The sequence below is a fragment of the Rhizobium sp. R635 genome, from assembly GCF_002211285.1.
Taxonomy (GTDB): Bacteria; Pseudomonadota; Alphaproteobacteria; order Rhizobiales; family Rhizobiaceae; genus Rhizobium.
Genome location: NZ_LOKX01000032.1, coordinates 299,083 through 323,942, shown reverse-complemented (window position 1 = coordinate 323,942; position 24,860 = coordinate 299,083). Strand labels below are relative to the sequence as shown.

Below are 24,860 nucleotides of genomic sequence, written 5' to 3'. Positions count from 1 at the left end.
GAGAAAAATGAGCATCGCGATCATGCGCAAGGCGCTCACCGGCGTGTCGGGCGTTCCCGTCACGGCCTATGATGCCGGGGGCGAAGTCGAGCCCCGGATTACCGCCAGGGTTTATGAACGAGTGGCCGCGGCCGGCATTCACAACATCGTCGCGGCCGGCAATACCGGGGAATTCTATGCCCTGACGCCGCAGGAGATCCGGATCGTCCACGAGGCGGCGGTATCGGGTGTGGATGGCCGGGCGCCGGTGACGGCGGCGATCGGCCGGTCGCTGCGCGAGGCGATCGGCATGGCCAAAGATGCGGCCGCGATCGGCGCATCGGCCGTCATGTCGCATCAGCCCGTCGATCCTTTCGCGGCACCTTCGGCCCAGATCGATTATTTCTGCAATCTCGCCGATGCATCCACCCTGCCGCTCGTCGCCTATGTCAGGGCCGAGGGTTTTGCCGTCGCCGAGATCGTCCGCCTCGCCAACCATGGCAATATAGCCGGCATCAAGTTCGCCACAACGGACCTGATGCTGCTGTCGAAGGCGATCCCGGCCGCCGATCCCAATGGCGCGCTCTTCGTCTGCGGCCTGGCGGAGAGCTGGGCACCGACATTCACCGCGGCCGGCGCGCGCGGCTTCACCTCGGGCCTCGTCAACGTCGCGCCGAAGCTTTCGCTTGCCGTCCACGCAGCGCTTGAAAAAGGCGATTTCGCTGCGGCGAGAGCCATCGTCGACAAGCTCGAACCCTTCGAGCGGATGCGCACCAAATTCCGCAACGGCGCGAACGTGACCGTCGTCAAAGAGGCCGTCACCTATTCCGGCCTCGATGTGGGCCCGGTGCGCGTGCCGGGATTGCCGCGGCTCGATCAGCAGGATCGCGAGGAGCTGCATGGTCTGCTTCGCGGCTGGAATGCCGAAGGCAATACCCAGGTCGATGCCGGCCGGGAGGAGTCCGTCAAGGCGGCCAGCTGAGCCGCATTCATTTCCACAGGCAACGAACAGGCGCGGGGATGGCCGTGCCACAGGATTGGGAGGTCTTGAGATGCTGAAACAGCTACTGACGACGATCGCAATGACAGGCGCGCTGATGGCGGCGCAGCCGAGCCTGGCGGCCTCGCCGCCCAACATGCTTGTCATCGGGACGAATCTGACCGGTATACGGACGCTCGATCCGGCCCAGAACAATGCCCGCACGGTCTCCGAGCTGATCTCCAACATCTACGACAACCTCGTGCAGCTGTCGCCGGACGATCTCAAGACGCTGAAACCGATGCTTGCGACGAAATGGGAGGTCTCGCCCGATGGCAAGGTCATCACGCTGACCCTGCGCGACGACGCGGTCTTCCAGAGCGGCAACAAGGTGACCGCCGAGGATGCGGCCTGGTCGATCCAGCGCGTCATCAAGATGGGCCAGGTCGGCTCCACCGACGTCGCGCTCTGGGGCTTCACGGCCGATAACGTCGAAAAGCTCGTCCGCGCCAAGGACGAACACACGCTGGAGATCGAGCTGCCGCAGGCGGTCAATACCGACCTGGTGCTCTATTCGCTGGCCGGCTCCTCGATCGGCATCGTCGACAAGAAGACGGTGCTGTCGCATGAGGCGAACGGCGATTTCGGCGGCGCCTGGCTCTCGGCCAATTCCGCCGGCAGCGGCCCCTTCAGCCTGGCGCAATGGCGGCCGAACGATGTGGCGATCTTCAATGCGCAGCCGAAATACTGGGGCGGCAAGCCCGCCATGGCCCGCGTCGTCGCCCGCCATATCCCGGAATCCGGCAATCTCAGGCTCCAGCTCGAAGCCGGTGACGTCGATGTCGGCCAGTATGTCGCAAGCGGCGATCTCGATGCGCTCTCCGGCAACAAGGATATGGTGATCGAGAACGTGCCGGGTCTCGGCTTCTACTATATCGCCCTCAACCAGAAAGATCCGGACCTGCAGAAGCCGAAGGTCCGCGAGGCCTTCCAGCACGCCTTCGACTGGAAGGCGATCTCCGGCAACATCATGCGCTATACCGGTTTCCCCTGGCAGTCGATGATCCCGCGCGGCATGATCGGCGCGCCCGGCGAAACCGCCGTCCGCTACGATTACGATCCCGCCAAGGCCAAGCAGTTGCTGGCGGAGGCCGGATATCCGAACGGCCTGAAGAAGGTGCTCAACCCCTCGGGAGCCCCAACCCTGCCCTTTGCGGAAGCGTTGCAGGCGAGTGCACGCGCCGCCGGTTTCGATCTTGACCTCGTGCCCGGCGAATTCACGCCCGCCTTCCGCGAACGCAAGTTCGAAGTGCTGCTCGGCAATTCCGGCGCCCGCCTGCCGGACCCCTTCGCCGTCGCCACGCAATATGCCTTCAACCCCGACAATAGCGACGAGGCACGCCTCGGCAGCTATTATCTCTGGCGCACCGGCATGAAGGTGGACGAGCTCAACACGCTCATCGACCAGTCGATGCGGGAGCGCGACACGGAAAAGCGCACCGACATCTTCAAGAAGATGGACGGCATCTATGCCGGCATGGCTTCGCCGCTCGTCATCTTCTTCCAGCGAACCGACCCCTATGTCATGCGCGCCAACGTGAAGAATTATCACGGCCACACGACATGGTCGACACGCTGGCATGACGTGACCAAGGAGTAGAGCGCGTGGCGAGCGCCGATCTGACATCGAAGCAGGAGGCAAGCCGCCAGCCGGCGGGAAGCGGGTTCGCCGAGGCGGCCCCGCCCCCCCTGCTGAGCCTGCTCAGGCGGCTGGCGGGACGTGCGGTGGCGGTCGTCACCACGCTGCTCGGCCTGCTCTTCCTGACCTTTTCGATGGGCCGCCTGCTGCCTGCCGACCCGGTGCTCGCAATCACCGGGGCGGAGGTCAGCAAGGAGGTTTACGACCGCGTCTATAACGAGCTGGGGCTCGGGCAGCCGATCTGGATGCAGTTCCTCTCCTATGTCGGGAAGATCGCCACGGGCGACCTCGGCATGTCGGCGACGACGGGCCAGCCGATCCTGACCGACCTGATGACGATTTTTCCCGCGACCATCGAGCTTGCCATCATCGCCATGATCATCGGGGCGATCGTCGGCATCCCCCTGGGGATCACCGCTGCGGTCAAGCGCGGGACGATCATCGACCACATCGCCCGCATCGTCGCGCTTGCCGGCCATTCCATTCCGATCTTCTGGACCGGCCTGATGGCGCTCTTCATCTTCTACGCCAAGCTGAAGCTCGTCGGCGCGTCGGGCCGGGTCGACGTCTTCTACGAAGGCCTGGTCACGCCGATGACCGGCTTTCTCTTGATCGATGCGGCGATCCAGGGTCAATGGGAGGTGTTCCACAACGCCCTCGGCCACATCATCCTGCCGGCGGCGATCCTCGGCTATTACTCCGTCGCTTATATCAGCCGCATGTCGCGAAGCTTCATGCTGGAACAGCTGAGCCAGGAATACATCATCACCGCGCGGGCAAAGGGCCTCGGCACCCGCAAGGTCGTCTGGCGCCATGCCTTCAGGAACATCCGCGTGCAGTTGCTGACGATCCTGGCGCTGACCTTCGGCGGCCTGCTCGAAGGCGCGGTGCTGATCGAGACGGTTTTCGGCTGGCCGGGGCTCGGCCAATACCTCACCCGCGGGCTGCAGATGAACGACATGAACGTCGTGATGGGTTCGGTGCTGACGATCGGCGCCGTCTTCCTGACGATCAACATCCTGTCCGACGTCCTCTATCGCATCCTTGATCCGAGAACACGGTGACGCCATGACGATCTCCACCGAAGACGCAGACAGCACCCATGCCGCCGGCTTTCGCGGATGGCTGCTGGCGCCGGAGCCTCAGGGCTGGTTTCAATCCTCGGCGCAGCAGATCCATCAAGGCTGGCAGAAGTTCAGCCTGCATCCGCTCGGCCTTGCCGGTCTCGTCATCATCGTGCTGCTGATCGCGGTAGCAACCGCGGCCCCCTTGCTGACGAGCTACGACCCGATCGTCCAGGATATGGCCGGGCGGCTTGCGCCGCCTTCGGCAGAGCATTGGCTCGGCACCGACAATTTCGGCCGCGACGTCTTTTCCCGCGTCATCTACGGCGCCCGAACGACGCTCTACATCATCATGCTGGTGACGGTCATCGTCGCGCCGCTCGGCCTGCTGATCGGCACCTTCTCCGGCTATTTCGGCGGCATCGTCGACGAAATCCTGATGCGCATCACCGATATCTTCCTCTCCTTCCCCGGGCTGGTGCTGGCGCTTGGTTTTGCCGCCGCCCTCGGCCCCGGCATCACCAATGCGATCATCGCCATTTCGCTGACGGCCTGGCCGCCGATCGCGCGGCTGGCGCGCGCCGAGACGCTCAGCCTGCGCAAGGCGGATTACATCGCCGCCGTGCGCCTGCAGGGCGCGACCTCGATCGCGATCATCACCCGTCACATCCTGCCGATGTGCATTCCTTCGGTGATCGTCCGCGTCACGCTCAACATGGCCGGCATCATCATCACCGCCGCCGGTCTGGGCTTCCTCGGCCTCGGCGCGCAGCCGCCATGGCCGGAATGGGGATCGATGGCAGCCAGCGGGCGCGAATTCATGCTCGACAGCCCATGGGTGATCGCCGCCCCCGGCATCGCCATCGCGCTGGTCAGCCTCGCTTTCAACCTCGTCGGCGATGCGCTTCGCGATGTCCTCGATCCCAGGGGGGCGGAATGACCGGGCTGATCGATATCCGCAACCTCGAAATCGCCTATGGCGGCGGCCACATGCGCGCGGTGCGCGGCGTGAGTTTTACGCTCGGGCAGGAAAAACTCGGGATCGTCGGCGAATCCGGATCGGGCAAATCCACCGTCGGCCGCGCCATCATGAAGCTCCTGCCGCCGACGGCGCATGTCAGCGCCGAGCGGATGCGCTTTGGCGACCTCGACCTGCTCAAGGCGGACGAGAGAACGATGATGACGGTCCGGGGACGGCGGATCGGGCTCATCCTGCAGGATCCGAAATATTCGCTCAATCCGGTGATGCGGATCGGCGAACAGATCGCCGAAACCTATAGTCTCCACCATCCCAGGGAGAGCGCGAGGAAGGCTCATGGCCAGGCGCTCGAAATGCTCGAGGCGGTCAAGATCCGCGATCCCGAGCGTGTCGCCCGTCTCTATCCGCATGAAATATCGGGCGGGATGGGCCAGCGCGTGATGATCGCCATGATGCTGATCGCCGAACCCGAAGTGCTGATCGCCGACGAGCCGACATCGGCGCTCGACGTAACGGTGAGGCTCGAAATCCTGGCCCTGCTCGACGAACTGGTCCTGCGCCGCAATCTCGGCCTGATCTTCATCAGCCACGATCTGAACCTCATCCGCAATTTCTGCGACCGCGTCCTCATCATGTATGCCGGCCGCGTCGTGGAAGTGCTCGAGGCCCGCGATCTCGACAGGGCGAAACACCCTTATACGCAGGGGCTGCTGGCTTCCCTGCCGAAGATCGAAGATCCGCCAGCCCGGTTGCCGATCCTGAAGCGCGATCCCGCCTGGCTTGACGATTTTGCAGTGGAGCCGCCGCGATGATCAGGATCGACAATCTCACCATCCGTTTCGGACATGGGCAAAGGCCTGTCGTCAGAGACGTCAATCTCGCCGTCGAAAGCGGCACGGCCTTCGGTCTGGTCGGCGAATCCGGCTGCGGCAAATCAACGGTTCTACGGGCGCTTTCCGGCCTCAACGCCAGTTACGACGGCCGGATCGCGCTCAACGGCGATACGCTGGACCGGCAGCGCGGCCGGCCGTTCTTCCGCCGGGTGCAGATGGTGTTCCAGGACCCTTACGGATCGCTCCATCCCCGCAAGACCATCCGCTCGCAGCTGCAGGAGCCGTTGCGCAACCAGGGGCTAGACAGGAACTCCGTCGATGTGAACGCGGTGCTGAGATCCGTCGGCCTCGATCCGGCGCTGAGCTACCGGTTTCCGCATCAGCTCTCTGGCGGGCAACGCCAGCGCGTGGCGATCGCCCGCGCCCTGATGCTGAACCCCGACGTCCTACTTCTCGACGAGCCGACATCGGCGCTCGATGTCTCGGTCCAGGCCGAGATCCTCAATCTGCTGCAGGACCTGCGCAAGGAGCGCGGCCTCACCTATCTCCTCGTCAGCCACGACCTCGCCGTCGTCTCCCACATGTGCAGCCGGGTCGCCATCATGGAAGCGGGCGAGATCGTCGAAGAGGTCGAAATCGAGGCCTTGCGAAGAGGCGCGGTCGAGCATCCCTATTCGCAGCGCTTGTTGCGTGCGAGCCGGATGTATGGAAAGGCGTCATAAATCGGGTTGAACCGCCTCACGCTTCAAAACGCCTTGGCAGTTCGGCGGCAAGAGCGTCGATTGCCAATCGTGAGCGTAGCGGCAGATATTGGTTCGTAGGCCAGACGACATAGCAATCCATAGCCGCGTTCGGACGATCGCCCCATACTTCGACAAGACTGCCTTGATGTATGCGCTCACGGATCAGCCAGAAAGGAAGCCAGGCAAGGCCCATTCCCTCGACGGCGGCATCGGAAATGGCTTCGAGATCATCGAAACGCAGCCTTGAGGTCACCGATATCCCGACCAGAGCGCCAGTCGCATCCGGAAGCTGCCAGATCAGGCCATGGTCATTGCGCCAGTAGTCCAGCAGGTCGTGTTCCGAAAGATCTGCAAGCGAGTGCGGCTCCCCGCGCGCGCTGATATAGGCGGGGGAAGCGCATAGCGCCTTGCGCGGGCTCACCAGCCGCCGGGCGTGCAAGGCGGTGCCGTTGCCGAGAGCGCCGCTTCGCACCGCCAGATCGAAGCCGTCGGCAATCAGATCGACCGGCCGGTCATTGAAGCTCAGCTCCAGTTCAAGCTTCGGATGCTGGCGGGCATAGGCACGCAGGATCGGCGCGACGCAATAGCGCCCAAAAAGCACCGGCAGCGACACGCGTAATTTGCCGGCGACTTCCCGCCGGCCGGATTCAAGCAAGGCCTCGCCCGCCCGCAGTTCTTCGATGGCGCGGATACAGCGCTCGTAATATTGCTGACCATCTTCCGTCAGACTTTGCGTGCGGGTGGTCCTGTGAAACAGCCGCACGCCTAGCCGCTCCTCCAGACGCGCAACCGATTTGCCGACCGCCGAGCGCGTCAGCGACAACCGGTCTGCCGCCTTTGCAAAGCCGCCTGCCTCGACCGCTTCGACGAACACATGAATTCCATCAAACCTATCGCGCACCTGTGCCCCAGGAAACGGTTCCCACGATGTAGAACTAGAGGAACCAAAGAAGAGAAAAACGATCTCCAATGCAGGTCCGCATTCTACGATATAACGCCGGCCAGACAAAGGAAAGTCTCGGGGGATCAGCAAAGGCTGCCGCCCGGCGGACATTGCAGGCATCGATGGAAGGACAAATTATTGCTGATTTCAATCGTCTATGACAGCGGCTATGGCCATACCGCGCGCGTTGCCGAGGCCGTTGCCTCCGGTGTAAGCGAAGCCGAAGGAGCCGAGGCGAACCTCGTCGCGGTCGGAAATGGTCCAATCGACTGGGAAGCGCTGGAGCGGAGCGATGCCATCATCTTCGGATCGCCGACCTACAATGGCCTGATCAGCGCCAAGCTCAAGCAGTTCTTCGAGGATTCGACCAAGGCGGCTTGGAACGCCCAGACATGGCGCAACAAGATTGCAGCCGGCTTTACCAATTCCGGAGCACAGCACGGCGACAAGTTGAACTCACTCATATCGATGGCCCTCTTCGCCGCCCAGCACGGGATGATCTGGGTTGGTCTCGATATGATGCCGGGCAATAGCAGCAGCACCGGCAGCGCCGACGATCTCAACCGGCTGGGAAGCTGGCTGGGCGTCATGACCCAATCGAATGTGGATCAATCATCTGACGTCGCGCCGATCCGCAGCGATCTCGATACCGCCTCCTATCTCGGCAAGCGCGTCGCCCTCACCGCAGGTCGCTTTAAGCCGTTGTGAGCCATCCCGTCAGTCAAAGAAGGAACCAGATTATGAAATTGCTTTGCCTCGACGTCCCGCAGCCCGGTGCGTCGCTTGAGAAATATGCACCGCACATGCAGGACGAAGCGCGCCACGGATGGCAGATGTACAAGGGCGGCGTCATCCGCGACATCTATTTCCGGCAGGACCGTCCCGGCGTCGCCATCATCGCGGAGGCCGCTTCCGTCGAAGCGGCCAAAGCGGCGCTCGCCGAATTCCCTCTCGCGAAAGCCGGCCTGATCGGTTGGGACGTGATCCCGCTCGGCCCGTTTACGAACTGGGAATCGCTGTTCGCCCCAGGCAACGCCTGATCCCGCGCTCGCCCCTGGGCCATCGGAAGACGTTCGGGTGCTCGTAGGCTTTTGGGGCCTCTCGGTACGCCGGTGAGCGCAGGGGACGTCGTGCGCCGCCGCCGGGCGATCTCCGGCTCCTTCCATCGGCGGCGTGCCGGAAACCCAGCTGATGCTCGATTTCTGCGGACGGCACGGCATCGTCTCGGACATCGAGATCATTCCCATCCAGAAGATCAACGAGCTTACCAGCGCATGTTGAAGAGCGACGTGAAATATCGCTTCGTCATCGACGTGGCCTCGCTCAAATCCCAGGGAGCCTGAGAGCATGACCGTCAAACCCATTCTTTGCGTCGTCACCAGCCATCCGATCCGGGGTGACAGCGGTGAGCCGACCGGCTTTGCGATGGTCGAGTTGACCCACCCGCTTGAGGTGTTCAAGGCGGCCGGCATTCCTGTGGAGATCGCTTCCATACGCGGCGGCCACCCACCGATCGACTTCTTCGACCTGTCCGACCCCATCAATGATCGTTTTTGGAAGGACAAGGAGTTCCGTGGCGCTCTTGCCCATTCCCTCGTGCTCGCAGACCTTAATCCTTCACGTTATTCGGCGGTCTTCTTCGCCGGCGGCCACGGTACGATGTGGGACTTTGCCGAAAGCTCGGCCGTGCAGAAGATCGTTCGTGAGATTTGGGAGGCAGGCGGTATCGTCTCGGCGGTCTGCCACGGCCCGGCGGCTCTGGTGAATGCCAGGCTCTCGGATGGCAGCTATCTCGTGGCCGGCAAGCGGCTCGCAGCCTTTACCGATGAGGAGGAGGCGGAGGTGAAATATACAGAGGTAGTACCCTACCTCCTGGCGAGCACGCTGAAAGAACGCGGAGCCCTGCACCAGCCGGCGCCGAACTGGTCCGAGAATGTGGTAATCGACGGTCGCCTTGTGACCGGCCAGAATCCAGCCTCGGCCCATGGCGTCGGCAAGGCACTTGTCGATCAGATGACCGCGCGATCCTGAGGGACGTCCGACTGCCCTCTGTCCGGATAACGCCAGCAAAGACGCCGATGTCCCGGCCGCGCTGCCTTCCGGCTTGCACCTGCCAGCTTCTTCGGATCACTCGGCTCTAATCCGAAGCAATCGGAATGCATTTCAGCATCATCGAATGCTTGACATCGACCCCGTGAAAGCCGAAGCCGCAGTCGGCCGCGCGTGCGCGGCCGTTTTTGCGAGGATTCGGGAATGAAGACCAAGACGGGCGTCGGCAATGCCGGAAACCTGATTCTGACCGGCGTCGTGCTGATGCTGCTCGGCGATCTGCTGTTTGCGCTGAACGATGCGATGGGCAAGTGGCTGGTGGCGAGCTTTGCCGTCGGCCAGGTGCTGGTGATCCGCTCGGTCGGCGCCTTCATCGTGCTCGGGCCGATGATCCTGCGGCAAGGGTCGATGGCCCTTTTCCGTGTCGAGCAGAAAGGTCTCCAGTTCATACGGGTCGCCATGGCGACCGGCGATGTCGCGCTGTTCTACGCGGCCGTCGCCTATCTGCCGCTCGCCGACGTCATGACATTCTACATGGCCGGGCCGATCTACATTGCAGCGCTCTCGCATTTCTTCCTCGGCGAAAAGATCGGCTGGCGTCGCTGGCTCGCCGTTCTGGTCGGTTTCGCCGGCGTCGTCATCGCGCTGCGCCCGTCCACCGCGATGCTGTCGCTTCCCTCATTCTTCGGCCTTGCCGGCAGCTTCGCCTTCGCGCTGTCGCTTGTCATGAGCCGTTATCTCCGTTCGACCAGCGACACGACGCTCGTAACCTGGCAGACGATCGCCGCGCTTATCACCGGCATCGTGCTCAGCATCGGCCACTGGCAGTCGGCAACGCCTATCGATTGGTCCGGTATGCTGCTCCTTGGCGTCGTCGCCACCTGCGCGCATCTGCTCATCACCCGCTCGCTAAAGCTCGCGCCGGCCTCGCTGCTCGCCCCGCTGCAATATACCCTGCTGCTCTGGGCGATCGTGCTCGGCTACATCTTCTTCAACGATATCCCCGACACGCAGATCGTCGTCGGCGCCGTCATCATCGTCTTCGCCGGCCTCTTCATCTTCCACCGGAAGAATTTGAAGGAAACGGTTCCGGCCGAGGCCGTCCCGCCGGACGGGCATTGAGAGACGAGCCGAGCCGGCATTCGACTGTCGTCCGCTCGTAAGACTCTTCTTGTTTTGTCCGATGCGGACTGGACAAGCGTCCACAGTTCAAGACAGATTGTTCGCCATCTCGTCACGGGAGCCAGACCATCCCGAGCATCGATAATGCGCCTCCGGATAGGACGCCTTCTCGGTCCTCGTCAAATGTCTGGAACATCGAAATCATCGATTGACCTTCACCAAGGATAGGAAGGCGTCATGAGTTTCAACAACAGCCAAAGTGCGTCAAGATCTGCGAGCCCCGGGCGGCGGCAAGCGCCCCTCCCCGCTCGGATAATGTTTCGGGCTGCAAGGGCCGTTTTCGGCGTAGCGTTTCTGCTGGCGACCATATGGGCCTCTCTCGCGCTATTCTACCGTCTGCCGGAATCCCCGCCGATCCGAGCGGTCGCGGCAGGCGTCCTCGCGCTGGTCGGTGTTGCCGCGGCAATTTCCATGATCTGGAAGCCGCGCCTCGTCGTCATCCTTCCCTTCGTCCTATGTTTTGCAGGCATCGCAGTGTGGTGGAACTCGATCAAGCCCCCGGTGACGGCCAACTGGGCGGGAGACGTCGCCAGGCAGGTGACAGGCTCGGTCGAAGGCAACATGCTCACGCTGACCAATGTCAGAAATTTTGCCTGGAAAACAGATGGCGGTTTTGTGGAAAAATGGGAGTCGCCAACCTACGACCTGAGCAAGCTCAGGAGCCTGGATTTGTTCATGTCCTATTGGGCAGGACCGGAGATGGCGCACATGATCCTGAGTTTTGGGTTCGATGACGGTCAATACCTGGCATGGTCGATCGAGGTGCGGAGAACGGCCGGGGGTAAATTCTCTCCGATCGGCGATCTCTTCAAAAGCAATCCCCTCGTCATCATCGCGGCCACCGAAAGCGACGTCATTCGTGTCCGATCCAACATACGCGGCGAGGACGTTCAGCTCTTTCGCATGCGCGTTCCGCCGGCCAACGCCGCACGGCTTCTCCTGCAATATGTGAGCGATGCGAATACGCTCGCCGAACACCCGCGCTTCTACAACTCGCTCACGACCAACTGCACGACAACTGCCGCCAAAATGATGCGGGCCGTCGGCGCTACATTTCCGTTCGATTGGCGGCTGATCGTGAACGGCTACCTTCCGGAATTCGCCTATGACCGGAAAGCGCTCGACATGAATCTGCCTTTTGAGGAGCTGAAAGCGGCGGCGCATATCGCCGCACGGGCAAAAGGTTCCGGCGCTTCCGAGGATTTTTCCAAAGCGATCCGTGAGGGTGTGCCTTCACCGCTCGATTGAACGGCGCATCGGCCATGAAAGTTGGAATCGACGGCGCTCGAAAACCGCTGACACTTTCGCCACCATGGCCTAATCCTCACCCCCGGGCGGCTCCCAGCCGAAGACGCTGCGGCCGCCGAAATCGGCGGATTGGCGGAATTCTCCGGCGATGATTTCCTTGAGGTCGGGGCCGGTGACGTAGCGTTCCATCTGGCGGGATTGTTCGTCCAGGCGCTTCAGCGCCTGCAGCTCTTCCTCGCGTCCGAGCCTGCCCTTCAGCACCGCCGATTTCATCACGCCGATCGTTTCGTCATAGACCTTGAGCGGCACCGGGAAAGGATGGCGGTCCTTGCCACCGTGGGCGATCGAGAAGCGCGCCGGGTCGGAGAAACGGCAGGGCGCGCCGTGCACGACCTCCGCCACCATCGCCAGCGCCTTCACCGTGCGGGCGCCGACGCCGGGAACGAGCAGCAGTTCCTGGAAATCCGCCGGCCCGCGGTCAGCGGCCGCAGCCAGGTTTCCGTGCAGCCGCCGCATGTTGACGTCGCTCTCGCGTACATCATGATGGGCGGGCATGATGAGATGCGGCAGCATGGGCTGTGCGGCAGGTTCCGGCGCCGGCTCTTCGGCGCGCAGCAGCGCCGAAGCCTCGCGGACGATCCTGTCGGGGCCGAGTGTCGCGAGCAGGTCGAGCTGGCCGCGCCGCGAACGCTCGGCGCGTTTGTCGGCAAGATTGACGATCTCGCCCTGGCTCCGGCCTTCGATCGCCGCATGCGGCGAGTCGACGAAACTTTCCAGCCCTTCGGAGAGCCAATGATAGCGCCGGGCCTGCCGCCGGTCGCCATTCATGCCCTGCTGCACGACCACCCAATGGCCGTCGTCGGCGACGACGAAGCCGTGGAGATAAAGGTCGAAGCCGTCCTGCAGGGCGGCGCTGTCGACCTTGGCGATGAGGCGGCTCGTCGTCGCCAGCCCCTCGCCGTCGAGGCCGACACGCTCGCCGATCGAGACGAGCTCCTGCGGGGTCTTGCGTGAATGCGTGCCACGGCCGCCACAGACATGCAGGCCGAGTTCGCCGGCGCGCGGCGTCAGCCCGCGTTTCAGCGCACCGAGAACGCTTGTTGTAATGCCGGAGGAGTGCCAGTCCATGCCCATCACGGCGCCGAAGGACTGGAACCAGAAAGGATGTGCGAGCCGGCGCAGGAATTCGTCGCGGCCGTAGTGATGGACGATCGCCTCGGTAATCAGCGTTCCCAGCCGCGTCATCCGGTCGCCGAGCCAATGCGGCACGCGTCCCCCGTGAAGAGGAAGATCGGCGCTGCCTGCCCGCTGTGACATCTCGTTTCCTTTATCCTGCACCACGGGGCCGCCCGTCATGCCATCGGGAACCCTGTGAAATTCCAGGCGTTTGCTTTCAGTCAAACGGCCGAGGCAAACATGACCGCATTCGAAGCCATATCCAGTCAACCGTACCTGACCCGAACAAAAGCGCAACATCCGGGTGGCGAAAAAGAAGGAGGCACGGCATTGCGGCTCCAGGGACGCGCTGACAAAGCCGCCTTTCTGATCAACGGCAATACATATTTCGCCGAGGTCTCGCGGGCGCTGCGGCAGGCGCAACATACCATCTGGATCGTCGGGTGGGATTTCAATCCCGACATCCTGATGGAACCGGAAAAATCCGAAGAAACATTGGCCGACCTGCTACACGACCTGGCAGCGGCAAATCCTCAGCTCGAAATTCGCATCCTCATCTGGACGCTCGGGCCGATCTATTCGGAAAAATCCCTGCAGGTGCTTCGCAAGAAGAACTTCCCCAAGAACACCAGGATCGATCTGCGCTTCGATCTCCAGGTCGCCCTTCGTGGCTGCCACCACCAGAAACTCGTCTGCATCGACGACGCGGTCTCCTTCATCGGCGGCATAGACCTGACGTCGCGGCGATGGGATACGCGGCGCCACCGCGCCAGGGACAGGCTGCGGCGCGATCCCGAGGGCGTTTCCTATGATCCGCTGCATGACGTGCAGGCGATGGTGACAGGCGACGCCGCCCGGCTGATCGGCGATATCGCCAGACGGCGCTGGGAAGCCGCCACCGGCGAAAAGCATCTGCCGCTTGCCGGGAGCATGCCCTTCGCCTGGCCAGACGACCTTTCGGTTTCGCTGCACGACATCCCAGTCGGTTTCGCCCTGACCGAGCCGGCGACCACCTGGCGCAGCGGCATCAGCGACGGCATCGCCTCGACCCTGGAGATCATTTCCCGCGCCCGGCGCCATCTCTATATCGAGGCGCAATATCTCGCCTCCTTTCGCGTCGCGGACGCCATTGCCGCACGATTGCAGGAGAAGGATGGGCCTGAGATCATCGTCATCTGCACGCGCCGCTCTCACGGGCTGATCGAAAAGCTCGTCATGGGCAGCAACCGCGACCGAGTCATCCGCCGCCTCAAGCGCGCCGATCGCGCCAACCGCCTGCGGGTCTACTATCCCGTCGTGCCCGGGCCCAAAAAGGCCGAGCTGTCAGTACAGACGGACAGCGAGGTCGAGGTGCTCATCCATTCCAAATTGATGATCGCCGATGACGAGCTGGCGCGGATCGGTTCTTCCAATCTCAACAATCGCTCGGAAGGGCTTGATTCCGAATGCGATCTGCTGTTCGAGGCTGAAAACGGCGAGCATCGCCGCGCGATCGCGGAACTGCGCAATCGCCTGCTGGCCGAATATCTCGGAACGGCTCCCGAGACTTTTGCCGCCGCCTGTGCGCAAAGCGGCTCGATGATCGGGGCGATCGACGCGCTGAACGAGGGCGCTCGCGGCCTCAGGGAATTTACCGTCGAACTGTCGGGTAAAATCTCGCCGATCACGGGCACCGCGATCTTCGATCCGAGCCGGCCCTTCCTGCTCCTACACCGATTGGGCCTCGGCGCACTCGTCCGCCTCTTCGCCCGCGCCGCGTGACCATCGGAAGATGAGCTCGCTAATGAGGAGAAGTGTTACGCCGAGCGCCAGCGGGATGAAGAAATAGGCGCAGCGGAAGGCGATCAGCGCGCCGATCGACGCCTGCTGCGGCACGGCATAGGAGACGGTCGCTTCCAGCACGCCGAGACCACCGGGAATATGGGTTGCGAGGATCGCCGAATTGGCCAGCACGTAAGCCGTGACCGAGCGGAAGAAGGCAACGTCGCCGAAGGTCGAGAGCATCTGGTGCAGGCAGGCCGACACCAGCAAGAAATTGATCGTCCCGACGCAGACCTGCGCGACCGCGATCGGAAAGCGCGGCAGCTGAAACGACCAGCGCCACAGCCGCAGCTTGCCGCGGACGAAGAACGCCAAACCCGCATAGACGACCGGCACGATCAGCGCCAGCAGGCCGAAGATGCGGGCGCTTGCCGCATCGACGCGCAGCAAGCGCGCTGCATCGCCAGGATTGACGATCAGGGCAAGGCCGCCGAGCGTGACGAGCCCAAGCCCCACGGTGACGCCGCAAAACAGGATGATCTTCGCCACATCCTCCGTCGTCAGCCCCCAGCGTGAATAGTATCGATAGCGGAAGGCGCCGCTGCTCAGGCCCGCAAAGCCGATATTGTGGCCGAGCGAAAGGCTGATGAACGAGGCGAGCACGATCTTGCGATAGGGCAAGGATTTGCCGAGCGACCGGATCGCGAGCAGATCGAAACAGCTGAGACAGAGATAGGATGCGGCTGCGAAGGCAAGTGCTGTGAAGAAGGTCGAAAGCGGGATGCTTCGAACCGATTGGACGATCTCATCCAGGCTATATTGCTGGAATATCCGGTAAAGAAGAAAGACCGCGAGACAAAGGGCGGCAACGAGCAGTCCATTCAAGATTAGCTTTTTCAGGCTCATCGATGATCCATTTCCGAAGTGCGGGCGGCAGGGCTCGTCTTCTGGAACGATCAAACGAGTTCTGTGTTCCCAGGAGAGCCGCACCTTCGCGGTTCTCCGTTTCATTCCCGGGGGAAACAAGTTTTCAGCAGACCTATGCGCAATAAACCGATCAAACTCCTGACCTATAACGTGCACAGCTGCATCGGCAGCGACCGGAAGCTCGATCCCGGCCGCATCGCTTCCGTCATCGCCGAAACGGAGGCCGATATCATCGCGCTTCAGGAAGTCGATGTCGGCAGGCGCAGGACCGGCGGCATCGACCAGGCGCATCTGATCGCCTCGCTTCTGAAGATGCAGGCGCATTTCCATCCGGCGCTGTCGGTGGCCGAGGAGCAGTACGGCGATGCGATCATCACCGCCCTGCCGACCGGCGCGGTCAAATCAGGCCCCCTGCCCTCGATCGGCGAGACCCGGGGCGCGCTTTCCGTCGAAATTGCGGTCGGCGACAGAAAGCTCCTCGTCGTCAACACCCATCTCGGCCTTCGCGGGCGCGAGCGGATCAAGCAGATGACGACGCTGCTGAATTCCGGCTGGCTGCACGGCACGGCGGAAGCGCCCCTGCCGACCGTTCTCTGCGGCGATTTCAACGCCATTCCTTCGTCCGCGACCTACCGGCTCGTCGCGCGAACATTGAAAGATGCGCAGCTCGCCGGGCCGGGCGCGCCGAGAGCGACCTTTCCCTCCCGCTATCCACTGATGCGCCTCGACCACATCTTCGTCACCGACGATCTCGTCGTCGGCAGGGCAGCCGTGCTCCAAAACCGGCTGACACGCGTCGCCTCGGACCATCTTCCGCTGCTTGCGGAAATCGGCTTCGCCTGATCGCTCCGTCGTCGCGTCTGGACAGTTCGCCTCTCAGTACCCGGTGGAAAAACGACGTTGAGTCCCCATCAGAGCGACATTTGAAACGGATATTTCACGAATTTCATGCTACGAAATATTCATTCCATTGATGCTCGAGTGTTTGCGGAATACAGAAGGGGAGGGGCTCATGTTCGGAAGGCTGTTATCGCGGGTTCGTATCCAGACGCAGGTGATGGTGTTCATTACCCCGTTCGTCTTGAGCATCATCGCCGTGGGCGCGACGGGTTTTTATGCATCGAGCCTGCTTCAGGGGCGGATGGATATTTCCAATTCCGTCCTGCAATCGCTCAGCGGCTTCCGCAACCTGTCGGCCGCAATGGCCGAATTTCTAGCCAATGCCACCCAGGAAAACCGGGATGGCGTCGCCCAAAAGCTTGCCGATCAACGGACCCTTCTGAAATCCGGCCTCGACAGGCTTGCTTCCGACCGCAGCGGCCAGCAGGAGCTGGAACAGGCGCTGTCCTCCATCGACGGAATTTCGGCCCGCATGGATACGCTGTGGCAGCTTCAGCAGAGCCGGGCAGCGCTGTTCGCCGATCTCCAAAAGGCGCAAAGCGTCGTCGTGTCGGCCCAGACGGATATCGTCGAGGGCACCAAGGTTCTCCAGCGCGCCGCCGACAGTCAGGAAGACGAAGCTCGCAATACACTCGGCGATGCACAGCGCATTTCCGAGTTCGCCTCCCTCGCCCAATCGTTGAACGACAAGGCGCAAGCCGCCGGCGCGATCACAGGCACCGATATGGAGGAGCTCGCCCGGCAGCAACGCATCCTGGCCATGGCGCTTGCCGGCGAGGTGCCGGAAGCCAAGAAGACGATCGACGATGCCATTGCCGCCTTGAGGCCGCTTGCCGAAGCCACCGATGAGACCGAAGAGCGCGCAGCCGGCCTCAAAAACGCGACGGGCCAGATGGTCGGCACATTGCCGGAATTGCAGGCGGTGGCGACGCGGCGGGTGAAGGCGGTGACGGACAAGGCGGCCGAGACCGCCAAGACGGTCGATCGCGCCAAGACCGGCCAGAGGGACGGCCAGAAGCTCACGACCTCGGCTTACGTGATCCAGATCGTCATGGCGAAGCTGACGCTCGCGCCCACCGACGCCAATCTCCAGAGGCTCTCGCAGGAAATCACCGCCGTCAGGAAGGGCCTGGACATGCTGGTTTCGAATGCGGGGGGCGTTGCGCAGTTCGACAACCTCAAGAAGAAACTTCTGCCGGCGCTGGACAAGATGCAAACATCGGCCGCCGATCTCGTCCGCATCAGTGCACAGCGCCAGGACGAATTCCGCGCCGCCGCCGCCGATGTGGACCGCATGTGGGCTCAATTGACGGCTTTCGCCGAAATGCAGCGGCAGAACGCGGCCGAGGAACGGGCCGATGCCAATTCCATGTCCATGGGAACGACGATCCTCGGCGTCGTGATCGCAATTCTCGCCGGGATCGGGCTGACCGTCACGCTCAAGGGGCCGATCAACCAGATCACCTCGGCCATGCGGCGGCTCGCCGACGGCAAGCTCGAAACGGCGATCGTCGGCGAGAGCCGCGCCGATGAAATCGGCGACATGGCCCGTGCGCTCGGCGTCTTCAAGAACAATGCCATTGCCAAGGTCGAGATCGAGGAGCGCAGCGAGATCGAACGGACGAGGGCCGAGGAGGAAAGGCATCGCAACGACGAGGAGAAACGCTCAGTCGAACAGCAGATCGATTTTGCGGTGACGGCGCTGGCCGAGGGGCTCGGACGCCTGGCGCATGGCGATATTTCGCAGACGATCGCAACGCCCTTCTTCGGCCGTCTGGAGCAGCTTCGCAACGACTTCAACTCGTCCCTGCTGCGCCTCCAGGAAACGATCGACCAGATCCGCACCAATACGCGGATGATCGAAGGAAATGCCGGGCAGATGGACATTTCCGCCGGCAACCTTGCGAAGCGCACCGAACAACAGGCCGTCGCGCTCGAAGAGATCGCCGCAGCCATCGAGGAGATCACCACGACGGTCCGTTCGTCGGCGGCCTGCGCCGACGATGCCCGCCAGATCATCACGGACACGAAGCAGACGGCGGATTCGTCATCGGAGGTGGTCGCCAGCGCCATCGATGCAATGAGCAAGATCGAGGCGGCTTCCAACGAGATCGTGCAGATCATCGACGTCATCGACGATATCGCATTCCAGACGAACCTGCTCGCGCTCAATGCCGGCATCGAGGCCGCCCGCGCCGGCGAGGCCGGCAAAGGCTTTGCGGTCGTGGCTCAGGAAGTCCGCGATCTCGCCCAGCGCTCGGCAGACGCCGGCCAGCGGATCAAGCAGCTCATCGGCCGCTCGCGGGCGGAGATCACCAACGGCGCGCGCGTCGTGCGCGAAACGAGCGATGTCCTCGAGAGCATCTCCTCAAAGGTGGTCAGCGCATCCGAACAGATGGACGTCATCGCCCGCTCGAGCCGGGAACAGTACAACGCGCTGCATGAAGTGAACTCCTCCGTCAACCGGATGGACCAGATGACGCAGCAGAACGCGGCCATGGTCGAGGAAACGAGCGCGGCGACGAAGGAACTCGCAGACGAGACGAGGACGCTCCTGCAATTGATCGACCAGTTCCAGCTGGGTGAAACGGGCGCCTCTCGGCGCGCCAGCGCGGCATAAACGGCCGCCCGCGCTCGTGGCGGCGTCAGTGGCGGCTGTAGAGCGGCGGCGTCACGTCTTCGTCCGCAAGCTCGGGATAGAGCTGCCGGCGCGTGCGGGCGAGCACTTCGGCTTCCCGGCGGTTGCGCTCGAGGAGAACAGCCGTCACGTCCTTGTAGGACGCCCCCTCCGCCGGGGCGATGCGAACGGTTCCGCCCTGCGAGAGGAAATCGCAAAACGACTGCACCGAGCGAAGGCGCGTCGTGATCTCGACGTAGCGGTCGTCATATCCAGCCATGCCTGCCTCTGCCTCCTTCTGGGAAAGGAAGAGTTCACGCACAGTTCGGCAACAAGATGGCGGCCGCTCAGATCACCATCTGCTCGCCGAGCTCGACGACGCGATTGCTCGGCAGCTGGAAATAATCGGATGGATCGATGGCGAAGCCGGCCATGGCGATGAACAGACGATCCTGCCAGCGGGGAAGACCGGTATTGGGATCGCCGACCAGCTTGCGCCGCCCGACATAGAACGAGGTCGACATGATCTCGAACTGGAACCCGGCCTGCCGGCAAAGCGGCATCGCCGCCGACACGTTCTGATCCTCCATGAAGCCGAAATCCAGCTGGATCTTGCTGAAGCGGGGCGAGAGCCTCTCGATCGTCACGCGCTGCGTGTCGGGCACATAGGGCCGCGAGGCCGTCCTGATGTTCAGGATGACGTTCTGTTCGTGAAGAACCCTGTTGTGCTTGATGTTGTGCAGGAGGACGCCCGGCGCCATGTCGGGCACGCTCGACAGGAAGATCGCCGTTCCCGGCACATCGACCGGGCTGTGTTCCGACTTACGCTCGATCGAGCGGATGAACTGGGTGAGCGGAATGTCGTTGCGTGCAGACTTATCCCGCACGAGAAGCGTTCCCTTCTTCCACGTCCACATCATGGCGATCAGCGCCGCGGCAATCAGCACCGGAACATAGCCGCCGTCATGGATCTTCAGGAGATTGGCGCTGAGGAAGATGCTCTCTAGCAGAAAGAGCGGAAGCAGCACGGCGAGGGCCGAGAGCACCGTCCAGCCCCAGACGGCGCGCAGGAACTGGAACGACAGGATGGTCGTCACCACCATCGCGCCCGTGACCGAGATCCCGTAGGCCGTCGCCAGCGATTCCGAGCTGCCGAACGAGAAGATCAGGGCGAGCACGCCGATCAGCAGGACCATGTTGACCGCGGGAACATAAATCTGGCCGGTGTTCGAGGCGGAGGTGAAGCAGATTTCCAGCCGCGGCAGGAAGCCGAGATGGATGGCTTGGCGCGCGAGCGAGAAGGCGCCCGTGATCACCGCCTGGCTCGCAATGATGGTCGCGGCCGTCGCCAGAAGCACGGCGGGCAGCATCGCCCATTCGGGGAAGAGCAGGAAGAACGGATCGGATGCGGCAGCCGGGTTCCTGAGGACGAGAGCGCCCTGCCCGAGGTAGTTGAGGGCAAGCGATGGGAAGACCACCGCAAACCAGGCGACCTGGATCGGTTTGCGCCCGAAATGCCCGAGATCAGCATAGAGCGCCTCCGCGCCGGTGACGGTCAGGAACACCGCGCCGAGGATGACGAGGCCGACGAAGCCTGCGTGGGTGATGAAATCGAAGGCGTAGTAGGGATTGAGCGCGGCGAAAATGGACATGTCGTCGGCGATGTGAAGCAGGCCGGCTATGCCGATGACGACGAACCAGGCGAGCGTGATCGGCCCGAACAGCTTGGAAACCGCGGCGGTCCCCACCGATTGCACAAGGAATACCACGAGCATGATCGCCACTGCGATCGGAAGGACGTAGGGCGTAAAGACAGGCGTCACCAGCTTCAGCCCTTCGAGCGCAGAAAGGACCGAAAGCGCCGGCGTGATCATCGCATCGCCGATGAAAAGGGCAGCGCCGATGATGCCAGCGAAGAAAAAGATCGTCGCGTGCCTTTTCGTCTTCTTCATCAGCAGAGCCAGCAGCGACAGCGTGCCACCCTCGCCGTCATTATCGGCTCGGAGAAGGAAGAGCACGTATTTGAACGTGACGATGATCGTCAGCGTCCAGATCATCAGCGAGATCAGCCCGATCACCTCATGCGGCGCCGCGCCGTCATGGGCGAAGGGCCGAAGCGCCTCGCGGAAGGCGTAGAGCGGGCTGGTGCCGATATCGCCGTATACGACCCCGATCGCACCGATCAGCAGGCCCGCGAATTGTCGCGACCCATTGTGGCTGCTGGCTTCGTGGGCTGTTGCACTCATCAGGCATCCTTCGGCTGTTGACCCAGACCAAGGATATGGTGCGGCCATCGCGATTTGAAACGGCATTTTAGCCTAATCGAGTTTCACCGGGATCCCCAGATTATAGGCCTGACCGGCCTTAAATCCGAATCCCGGTTCAAATCAAGGGAAACAGAGCATGATGTCGCTCGAAACCTCACACGTCGCGACATCACGCCTTCGCAAGCTTCCGGTTCAGGGCGGCGGCGATCAGGGGCAGCGCGGTGGTCGTCACGGTTCCCAGAGGCAGCCGCCTGACGCCGCGGGCGACGACGAATGCCGCGGCCATCGCGCCCGCCAGCTTGAGCCATGGCCGATCGCCAAGCTGCGCATGAGCACTGGCATCGGCCCATCGGACGTTTTCCGAAACGACGGTCGCGGCCTGATCCCTGATCACATGCAGCCGAGCCCGAAGATTTTCGAGTTCTTCCCGCAACTCCCGCAGGCGGGCTTCCAGAACCGGTCCTTCGGAGACCTCGACGGTTTCCACGACATAGGCTTCGAACGGAATATCCCGGCCGAGCGTGGCGAGATAGGCGAGGTATTCGGCCTCGCTCGCAAAACCTTCGCGCCTGAGGAGATCAGGATTGATGTCGGCCTCTTCCCTGTTTGCCAGGGGAAGGCCGGCGTCGTCGAGTCGCTTGTCCGTGCCGCTGCCGGCGGGTTCGTCCTTGAACATGATGCGTCTCCCGTTGTTTCCTGTCGGCAGAACGTTCCATGGCTCTAATTGATCCACCCGCTCGGCGAACCACGCCGCCCGAAGTCGATTTATCCTTCCGGCGGGCTGAAGCGCTCGGGCCGAAAATCCGCCAGCAGCGGGTGCCGGCGTCCGGTGGCGATCTCGTCGGCCAGCAGTTCGCCGGCAATCAGGCCGAGGGTGGCGCCGCTATGGCTGAAGGCGACGAAATAACCCCAGATCGACGGCAATTCGCCGAAAACGGGCTCGCCATCGCCCGGGATCGGCTTCGGGCCGACGCCATAATCTTCGATCTCGAGCACGGGGTTGCCTTCGAGAACTTTTGAAGCCTCGCGGAGCAGCCCGTCCAGCGTCGATTGCCTGACATCATAGCTGCCGTCCGGCTTGAACCCGACCTCTTCCTCGGACCAGGCGGAATCGAGCGCGAAACCGCCATTGGGTGTGGGCCGGATGGCGACGCGCGGCGTGTTGAGCACAGCTTTCAGCGGGTGGCGGACCGGCTTGGTCCTGACGAGAAGGGCGACGGGCGTCGCATCCTTGATCTCCTGGCCGGTCTCGGCCACGATTGCGGGAACGGCGGCGCCGGCGGCAAGCAGTATGGATTCGGCATCCCAGCGCCTGCCGTCCGCCGCGGTTACGCCGCAGACACGCGCGCCTTCGACCTCGACCGTTGCGCTCCCGGCATCGGTGACGATCTCGCCGCCGAGCGAGGTGAATTCCCTGGCAAGCACGTCGATCAGCGAGGGAAGATCGACCCAGCCTTCGCCAGGATTGAAGATCGCGCCTTGCGGCGTCACGGCGTCCGCGTCGATGCCCGGCGTCACCCTGGCAACATCCTCCGGCGCGAACCATTGCGCGTGATAGCCGAGCGCGCACTCATGGTCGAACATCTCCGCGATCTCGTTGCCGGCGTCGTCCGCATCCCAGGTCAGGCCGCCGTCGAAGCGCAGCCAGGCTGCATCGGGATATCTGGCGGCGAGCGTGCGGTAGCGGTCGATGCCGGCAAGACGCAGCCGGTGATAGGCGTCCGACCGTTTTCGCGCCGAATTGAGCCAGGCGAGCGAACGGCCGGAGGCGCCGTTGGCAAGCGGCCCGTCATTGACGAGCACGGTCGAGATGCCGAGCCGGGCGAGATGGACGGATGTCGAGACGCCGAATATGCCGCCGCCGATGACGACGACCTTCGAAGGTTTGGGGGAAGCATTCATGTCGATAACCTTGTCTTCTGCTCTTGCTTCATTCGGAAAAACCGGGCGGATGCGTCACGCGTCAGAGGACTTCCGCGAGGAAGCGCCGCAGCCGCTCGCTTTTCGGATTGTCGAAAATCTCTCGCGGGGAGCCCGCTTCGACGATCCGGCCCTCGTCCATGAAGACGACCTGGTCGGCCACCCTGCGGGCAAATCCCATCTCGTGGGTGACGACGGCCATCGTCATGCCCTGGCGGCCGAGCGCGGCCATCAGGTCGAGAACACCCTTCACCAGTTCGGGATCGAGCGCGCTCGTCACTTCGTCGAACAGGATGATCTCGGGATCCATGGCGAGAGCCCGGGCGATCGCGACACGCTGCTGCTGGCCGCCCGAAAGGCCCGCCGGGCGATGATCCCGGCGCGCGGCGAGACCGACTTCGGCCAGGCGCGCCTCGGCGATGCGCCGCGCCTCCTGCCTCGGCATCTTCTTGATCTTCGTCAGCGACAGCATGACATTTTCGAGCGCTGTATGGTCCGGAAACAGGTTGAAGTGCTGGAACACCATGCCGACGCGCCGGCGCAGCTTCTCCGGCTTCATGGCGAGAATGCTTTCGCCATCGAGCAGGATGTCGCCGCCCTTCGGCTCGACGAGCCTGTTCAGGCAGCGCAGCAGCGTCGACTTGCCCGAACCGGAAGGGCCGATGATGCAGGTGACGCTGCCCGGAGCGATATCGAGATCGATGCCTTTCAGCACGTCGAGTTCGCCATAAGCCATGCTGAGATTGCGGATGCCGAGCGCGCCGCCCTTGAAACGCGGCGTATCGCTGGCAGCAGGGCCGGCTGCCGCCTGCAACTCGCTCACTTCGACCAATCCGCTCGCGGCCCCCGAGCCGCGTCCCTGTTTTCCGAGCCGCAGTCTCGTATCGATGAAATTGACGAGATGGGTCAGCGGCACGGTGATGACGAGGTAGAAGACACCCGCCAGCAGCAGCGGCGACAGATTGCCGGTCACGACGGCCTGGTCCTGCCCGACGCGGAAAATCTCCCGCTCGGAGGCGAGCAATCCCAGGAAATAGACCAGGCTCGAATCCTTGACGTTGCCGATGAACTGGTTGACCAGCGCCGGCAGGACGCGCCTGACGCCCTGCGGGATGACGATCAGGCGCATACCCTGCCCGTAACTCATGCTGAGCGCCCGGCAGGCCTCCATCTGGCCGCGCTCGACGCTCTGGATGCCCGAGCGGAAGATTTCGCCGATATAGGCGCCGGCAATCAGGCTGAGCGCCAGGATGCCGAGCGGGAACGGCGAAGGGCCGAAGATGTCGCGCCCGATCCGGGCAAAGCCCTGGCCGATGATCAGGATGGTGACGATTGCCGGCAGGCCACGGAAAATATCGGTATAGATGCGCGCCGGCAGCCGCAGCCAGCGGGATTGTGAAATGCCCATTACGGCAAGCACCATGCCGATGACGACGCCGAGCACGGTCGAAGCGGCGGCGAGGATCAGCGTGTTCTTCAAACCGACGCTGATCATGCTCGGCAGCACTTCCGCCATCGCCTCCCAGTCCAGGAAGCTGCGGCGCAGATTTTCAAGCCAGTTCATCGAAATCCCCATCGAAGCCCTTGCCGGGCA

At 63.0% G+C, this 24,860-nt stretch carries 22 protein-coding genes and 1 pseudogene; 15 read left to right on the top strand and 8 right to left on the bottom strand.

The features are described 5' to 3' along the window. The first annotated feature begins 7 nt into the window (after positions 1–7). The 6 genes from ATY78_RS21010 (at position 8) to ATY78_RS20985 (ending at position 6,255) form a co-directional block, all read left to right on the top strand. A complete protein-coding gene (locus ATY78_RS21010) occupies positions 8–961 on the top strand; it encodes a dihydrodipicolinate synthase family protein (protein ID WP_088684225.1) in 954 nt (317 codons plus the stop codon). A 70-nt stretch (positions 962–1,031) separates the two neighbouring features. Beyond that, positions 1,032–2,618 (top strand): ABC transporter substrate-binding protein, encoded by a 1,587-nt coding sequence (locus tag ATY78_RS21005; RefSeq protein WP_088684224.1) that lies wholly within the window; start codon positions 1,032–1,034, stop codon positions 2,616–2,618. Between the two features lie 5 nt (positions 2,619–2,623). Then, positions 2,624–3,721, top strand: coding sequence for an ABC transporter permease (locus ATY78_RS21000; RefSeq protein ID WP_088684223.1), 1,098 nt, complete (start codon positions 2,624–2,626; stop codon positions 3,719–3,721). Between the two features lie 4 nt (positions 3,722–3,725). Then, positions 3,726–4,661 carry an ABC transporter permease gene (locus tag ATY78_RS20995; protein ID WP_088684222.1) on the top strand — a complete coding sequence of 312 codons (936 nt, stop codon included), beginning with the start codon at positions 3,726–3,728 and terminating at the stop codon, positions 4,659–4,661. Continuing rightward, on the top strand, positions 4,658–5,512 hold the full coding sequence (locus ATY78_RS20990) for an ABC transporter ATP-binding protein (protein ID WP_088684221.1): 855 nt from the start codon (positions 4,658–4,660) through the stop codon (positions 5,510–5,512). Before ATY78_RS20995 ends, ATY78_RS20990 begins: the two co-directional genes overlap by 4 nt. Beyond that, positions 5,509–6,255 (top strand): ABC transporter ATP-binding protein, encoded by a 747-nt coding sequence (locus tag ATY78_RS20985; RefSeq protein WP_088684220.1) that lies wholly within the window; start codon positions 5,509–5,511, stop codon positions 6,253–6,255. Before ATY78_RS20990 ends, ATY78_RS20985 begins: the two co-directional genes overlap by 4 nt. Before the next feature lie 16 nt (positions 6,256–6,271). Here the strand turns inward: ATY78_RS20985 and ATY78_RS20980 are convergent, their stop codons facing one another. Then, positions 6,272–7,177 carry a LysR family transcriptional regulator gene (locus tag ATY78_RS20980; protein ID WP_088684219.1) on the bottom strand — a complete coding sequence of 302 codons (906 nt, stop codon included), beginning with the start codon at positions 7,175–7,177 and terminating at the stop codon, positions 6,272–6,274. A 180-nt stretch (positions 7,178–7,357) separates the two neighbouring features. Between ATY78_RS20980 and ATY78_RS20975 the strand changes: the two genes are divergently transcribed. The 6 genes and pseudogenes from ATY78_RS20975 (at position 7,358) to ATY78_RS20950 (ending at position 11,698) form a co-directional block, all read left to right on the top strand. Continuing rightward, on the top strand, positions 7,358–7,927 hold the full coding sequence (locus ATY78_RS20975) for a flavodoxin family protein (protein ID WP_088684218.1): 570 nt from the start codon (positions 7,358–7,360) through the stop codon (positions 7,925–7,927). Positions 7,928–7,959: 32 nt separating this feature from the next. Beyond that, entirely contained in the window at positions 7,960–8,259 is a 300-nt protein-coding gene (locus ATY78_RS20970) for a superoxide dismutase (RefSeq protein ID WP_088684217.1), read from the top strand. 90 nt (positions 8,260–8,349) lie between these two features. After that, positions 8,350–8,562: pseudogene (locus ATY78_RS20965) on the top strand (NAD(P)-dependent alcohol dehydrogenase); the annotation flags it as partial. A gap of 4 nt (positions 8,563–8,566) precedes the next feature. Further along, a complete protein-coding gene (locus ATY78_RS20960) occupies positions 8,567–9,250 on the top strand; it encodes a type 1 glutamine amidotransferase domain-containing protein (RefSeq protein WP_088684216.1) in 684 nt (227 codons plus the stop codon). Positions 9,251–9,472: 222 nt separating this feature from the next. Beyond that, positions 9,473–10,390: a DMT family transporter gene (locus ATY78_RS20955; protein ID WP_088684215.1), complete on the top strand. Its 918-nt coding sequence runs from the start codon at positions 9,473–9,475 to the stop codon at positions 10,388–10,390. Between the two features lie 315 nt (positions 10,391–10,705). Beyond that, positions 10,706–11,698 carry a DUF4105 domain-containing protein gene (locus ATY78_RS20950; protein WP_088684214.1) on the top strand — a complete coding sequence of 331 codons (993 nt, stop codon included), beginning with the start codon at positions 10,706–10,708 and terminating at the stop codon, positions 11,696–11,698. A 69-nt stretch (positions 11,699–11,767) separates the two neighbouring features. On the opposite strand, the gene ATY78_RS20945 is transcribed toward ATY78_RS20950, so the two are convergent. Next, complete coding sequence (locus ATY78_RS20945; protein ID WP_088684294.1) at positions 11,768–13,015, bottom strand: DUF763 domain-containing protein; 1,248 nt, start codon at positions 13,013–13,015, stop codon at positions 11,768–11,770. Positions 13,016–13,114: 99 nt separating this feature from the next. Here ATY78_RS20945 and ATY78_RS20940 point away from each other — a divergent pair, with 99 nt between their 5' ends. Continuing rightward, complete coding sequence (locus ATY78_RS20940; RefSeq protein ID WP_088684293.1) at positions 13,115–14,635, top strand: phospholipase D-like domain-containing protein; 1,521 nt, start codon at positions 13,115–13,117, stop codon at positions 14,633–14,635. On the opposite strand, the gene ATY78_RS20935 is transcribed toward ATY78_RS20940, so the two are convergent. Beyond that, positions 14,582–15,541 (bottom strand): lysylphosphatidylglycerol synthase domain-containing protein, encoded by a 960-nt coding sequence (locus ATY78_RS20935; protein WP_088684213.1) that lies wholly within the window; start codon positions 15,539–15,541, stop codon positions 14,582–14,584. The genes ATY78_RS20940 and ATY78_RS20935 overlap by 54 nt on opposite strands. Positions 15,542–15,676: 135 nt before the next feature. Here ATY78_RS20935 and ATY78_RS20930 point away from each other — a divergent pair, with 135 nt between their 5' ends. Both ATY78_RS20930 and ATY78_RS20925 read left to right on the top strand, forming a co-directional pair. Continuing rightward, entirely contained in the window at positions 15,677–16,405 is a 729-nt protein-coding gene (locus ATY78_RS20930; RefSeq protein ID WP_088684212.1) for an endonuclease/exonuclease/phosphatase family protein, read from the top strand. A 169-nt stretch (positions 16,406–16,574) separates the two neighbouring features. Next, positions 16,575–19,082 carry a methyl-accepting chemotaxis protein gene (locus ATY78_RS20925; RefSeq protein ID WP_088684211.1) on the top strand — a complete coding sequence of 836 codons (2,508 nt, stop codon included), beginning with the start codon at positions 16,575–16,577 and terminating at the stop codon, positions 19,080–19,082. A gap of 25 nt (positions 19,083–19,107) precedes the next feature. Here ATY78_RS20925 and ATY78_RS20920 read toward each other — a convergent pair whose 3' ends face one another. From ATY78_RS20920 to ATY78_RS29015, 5 genes are all read right to left on the bottom strand, one after another. Further along, on the bottom strand, positions 19,108–19,359 hold the full coding sequence (locus ATY78_RS20920; protein ID WP_088684210.1) for a hypothetical protein: 252 nt from the start codon (positions 19,357–19,359) through the stop codon (positions 19,108–19,110). Positions 19,360–19,426: 67 nt separating this feature from the next. Continuing rightward, on the bottom strand, positions 19,427–21,325 hold the full coding sequence (locus tag ATY78_RS20915) for a potassium transporter Kup (protein ID WP_088684209.1): 1,899 nt from the start codon (positions 21,323–21,325) through the stop codon (positions 19,427–19,429). Between the two features lie 190 nt (positions 21,326–21,515). After that, positions 21,516–22,022, bottom strand: a complete 507-nt coding sequence (locus tag ATY78_RS20910) for a hypothetical protein (RefSeq protein ID WP_088684208.1) — start codon at positions 22,020–22,022, stop codon at positions 21,516–21,518. Positions 22,023–22,111: 89 nt separating this feature from the next. Beyond that, positions 22,112–23,248: an FAD-binding oxidoreductase gene (locus ATY78_RS20905; protein ID WP_088684207.1), complete on the bottom strand. Its 1,137-nt coding sequence runs from the start codon at positions 23,246–23,248 to the stop codon at positions 22,112–22,114. Between the two features lie 61 nt (positions 23,249–23,309). Further along, positions 23,310–24,830 carry an amino acid ABC transporter permease/ATP-binding protein gene (locus ATY78_RS29015; protein ID WP_088684292.1) on the bottom strand — a complete coding sequence of 507 codons (1,521 nt, stop codon included), beginning with the start codon at positions 24,828–24,830 and terminating at the stop codon, positions 23,310–23,312. Positions 24,831–24,860 lie beyond the last annotated feature (30 nt).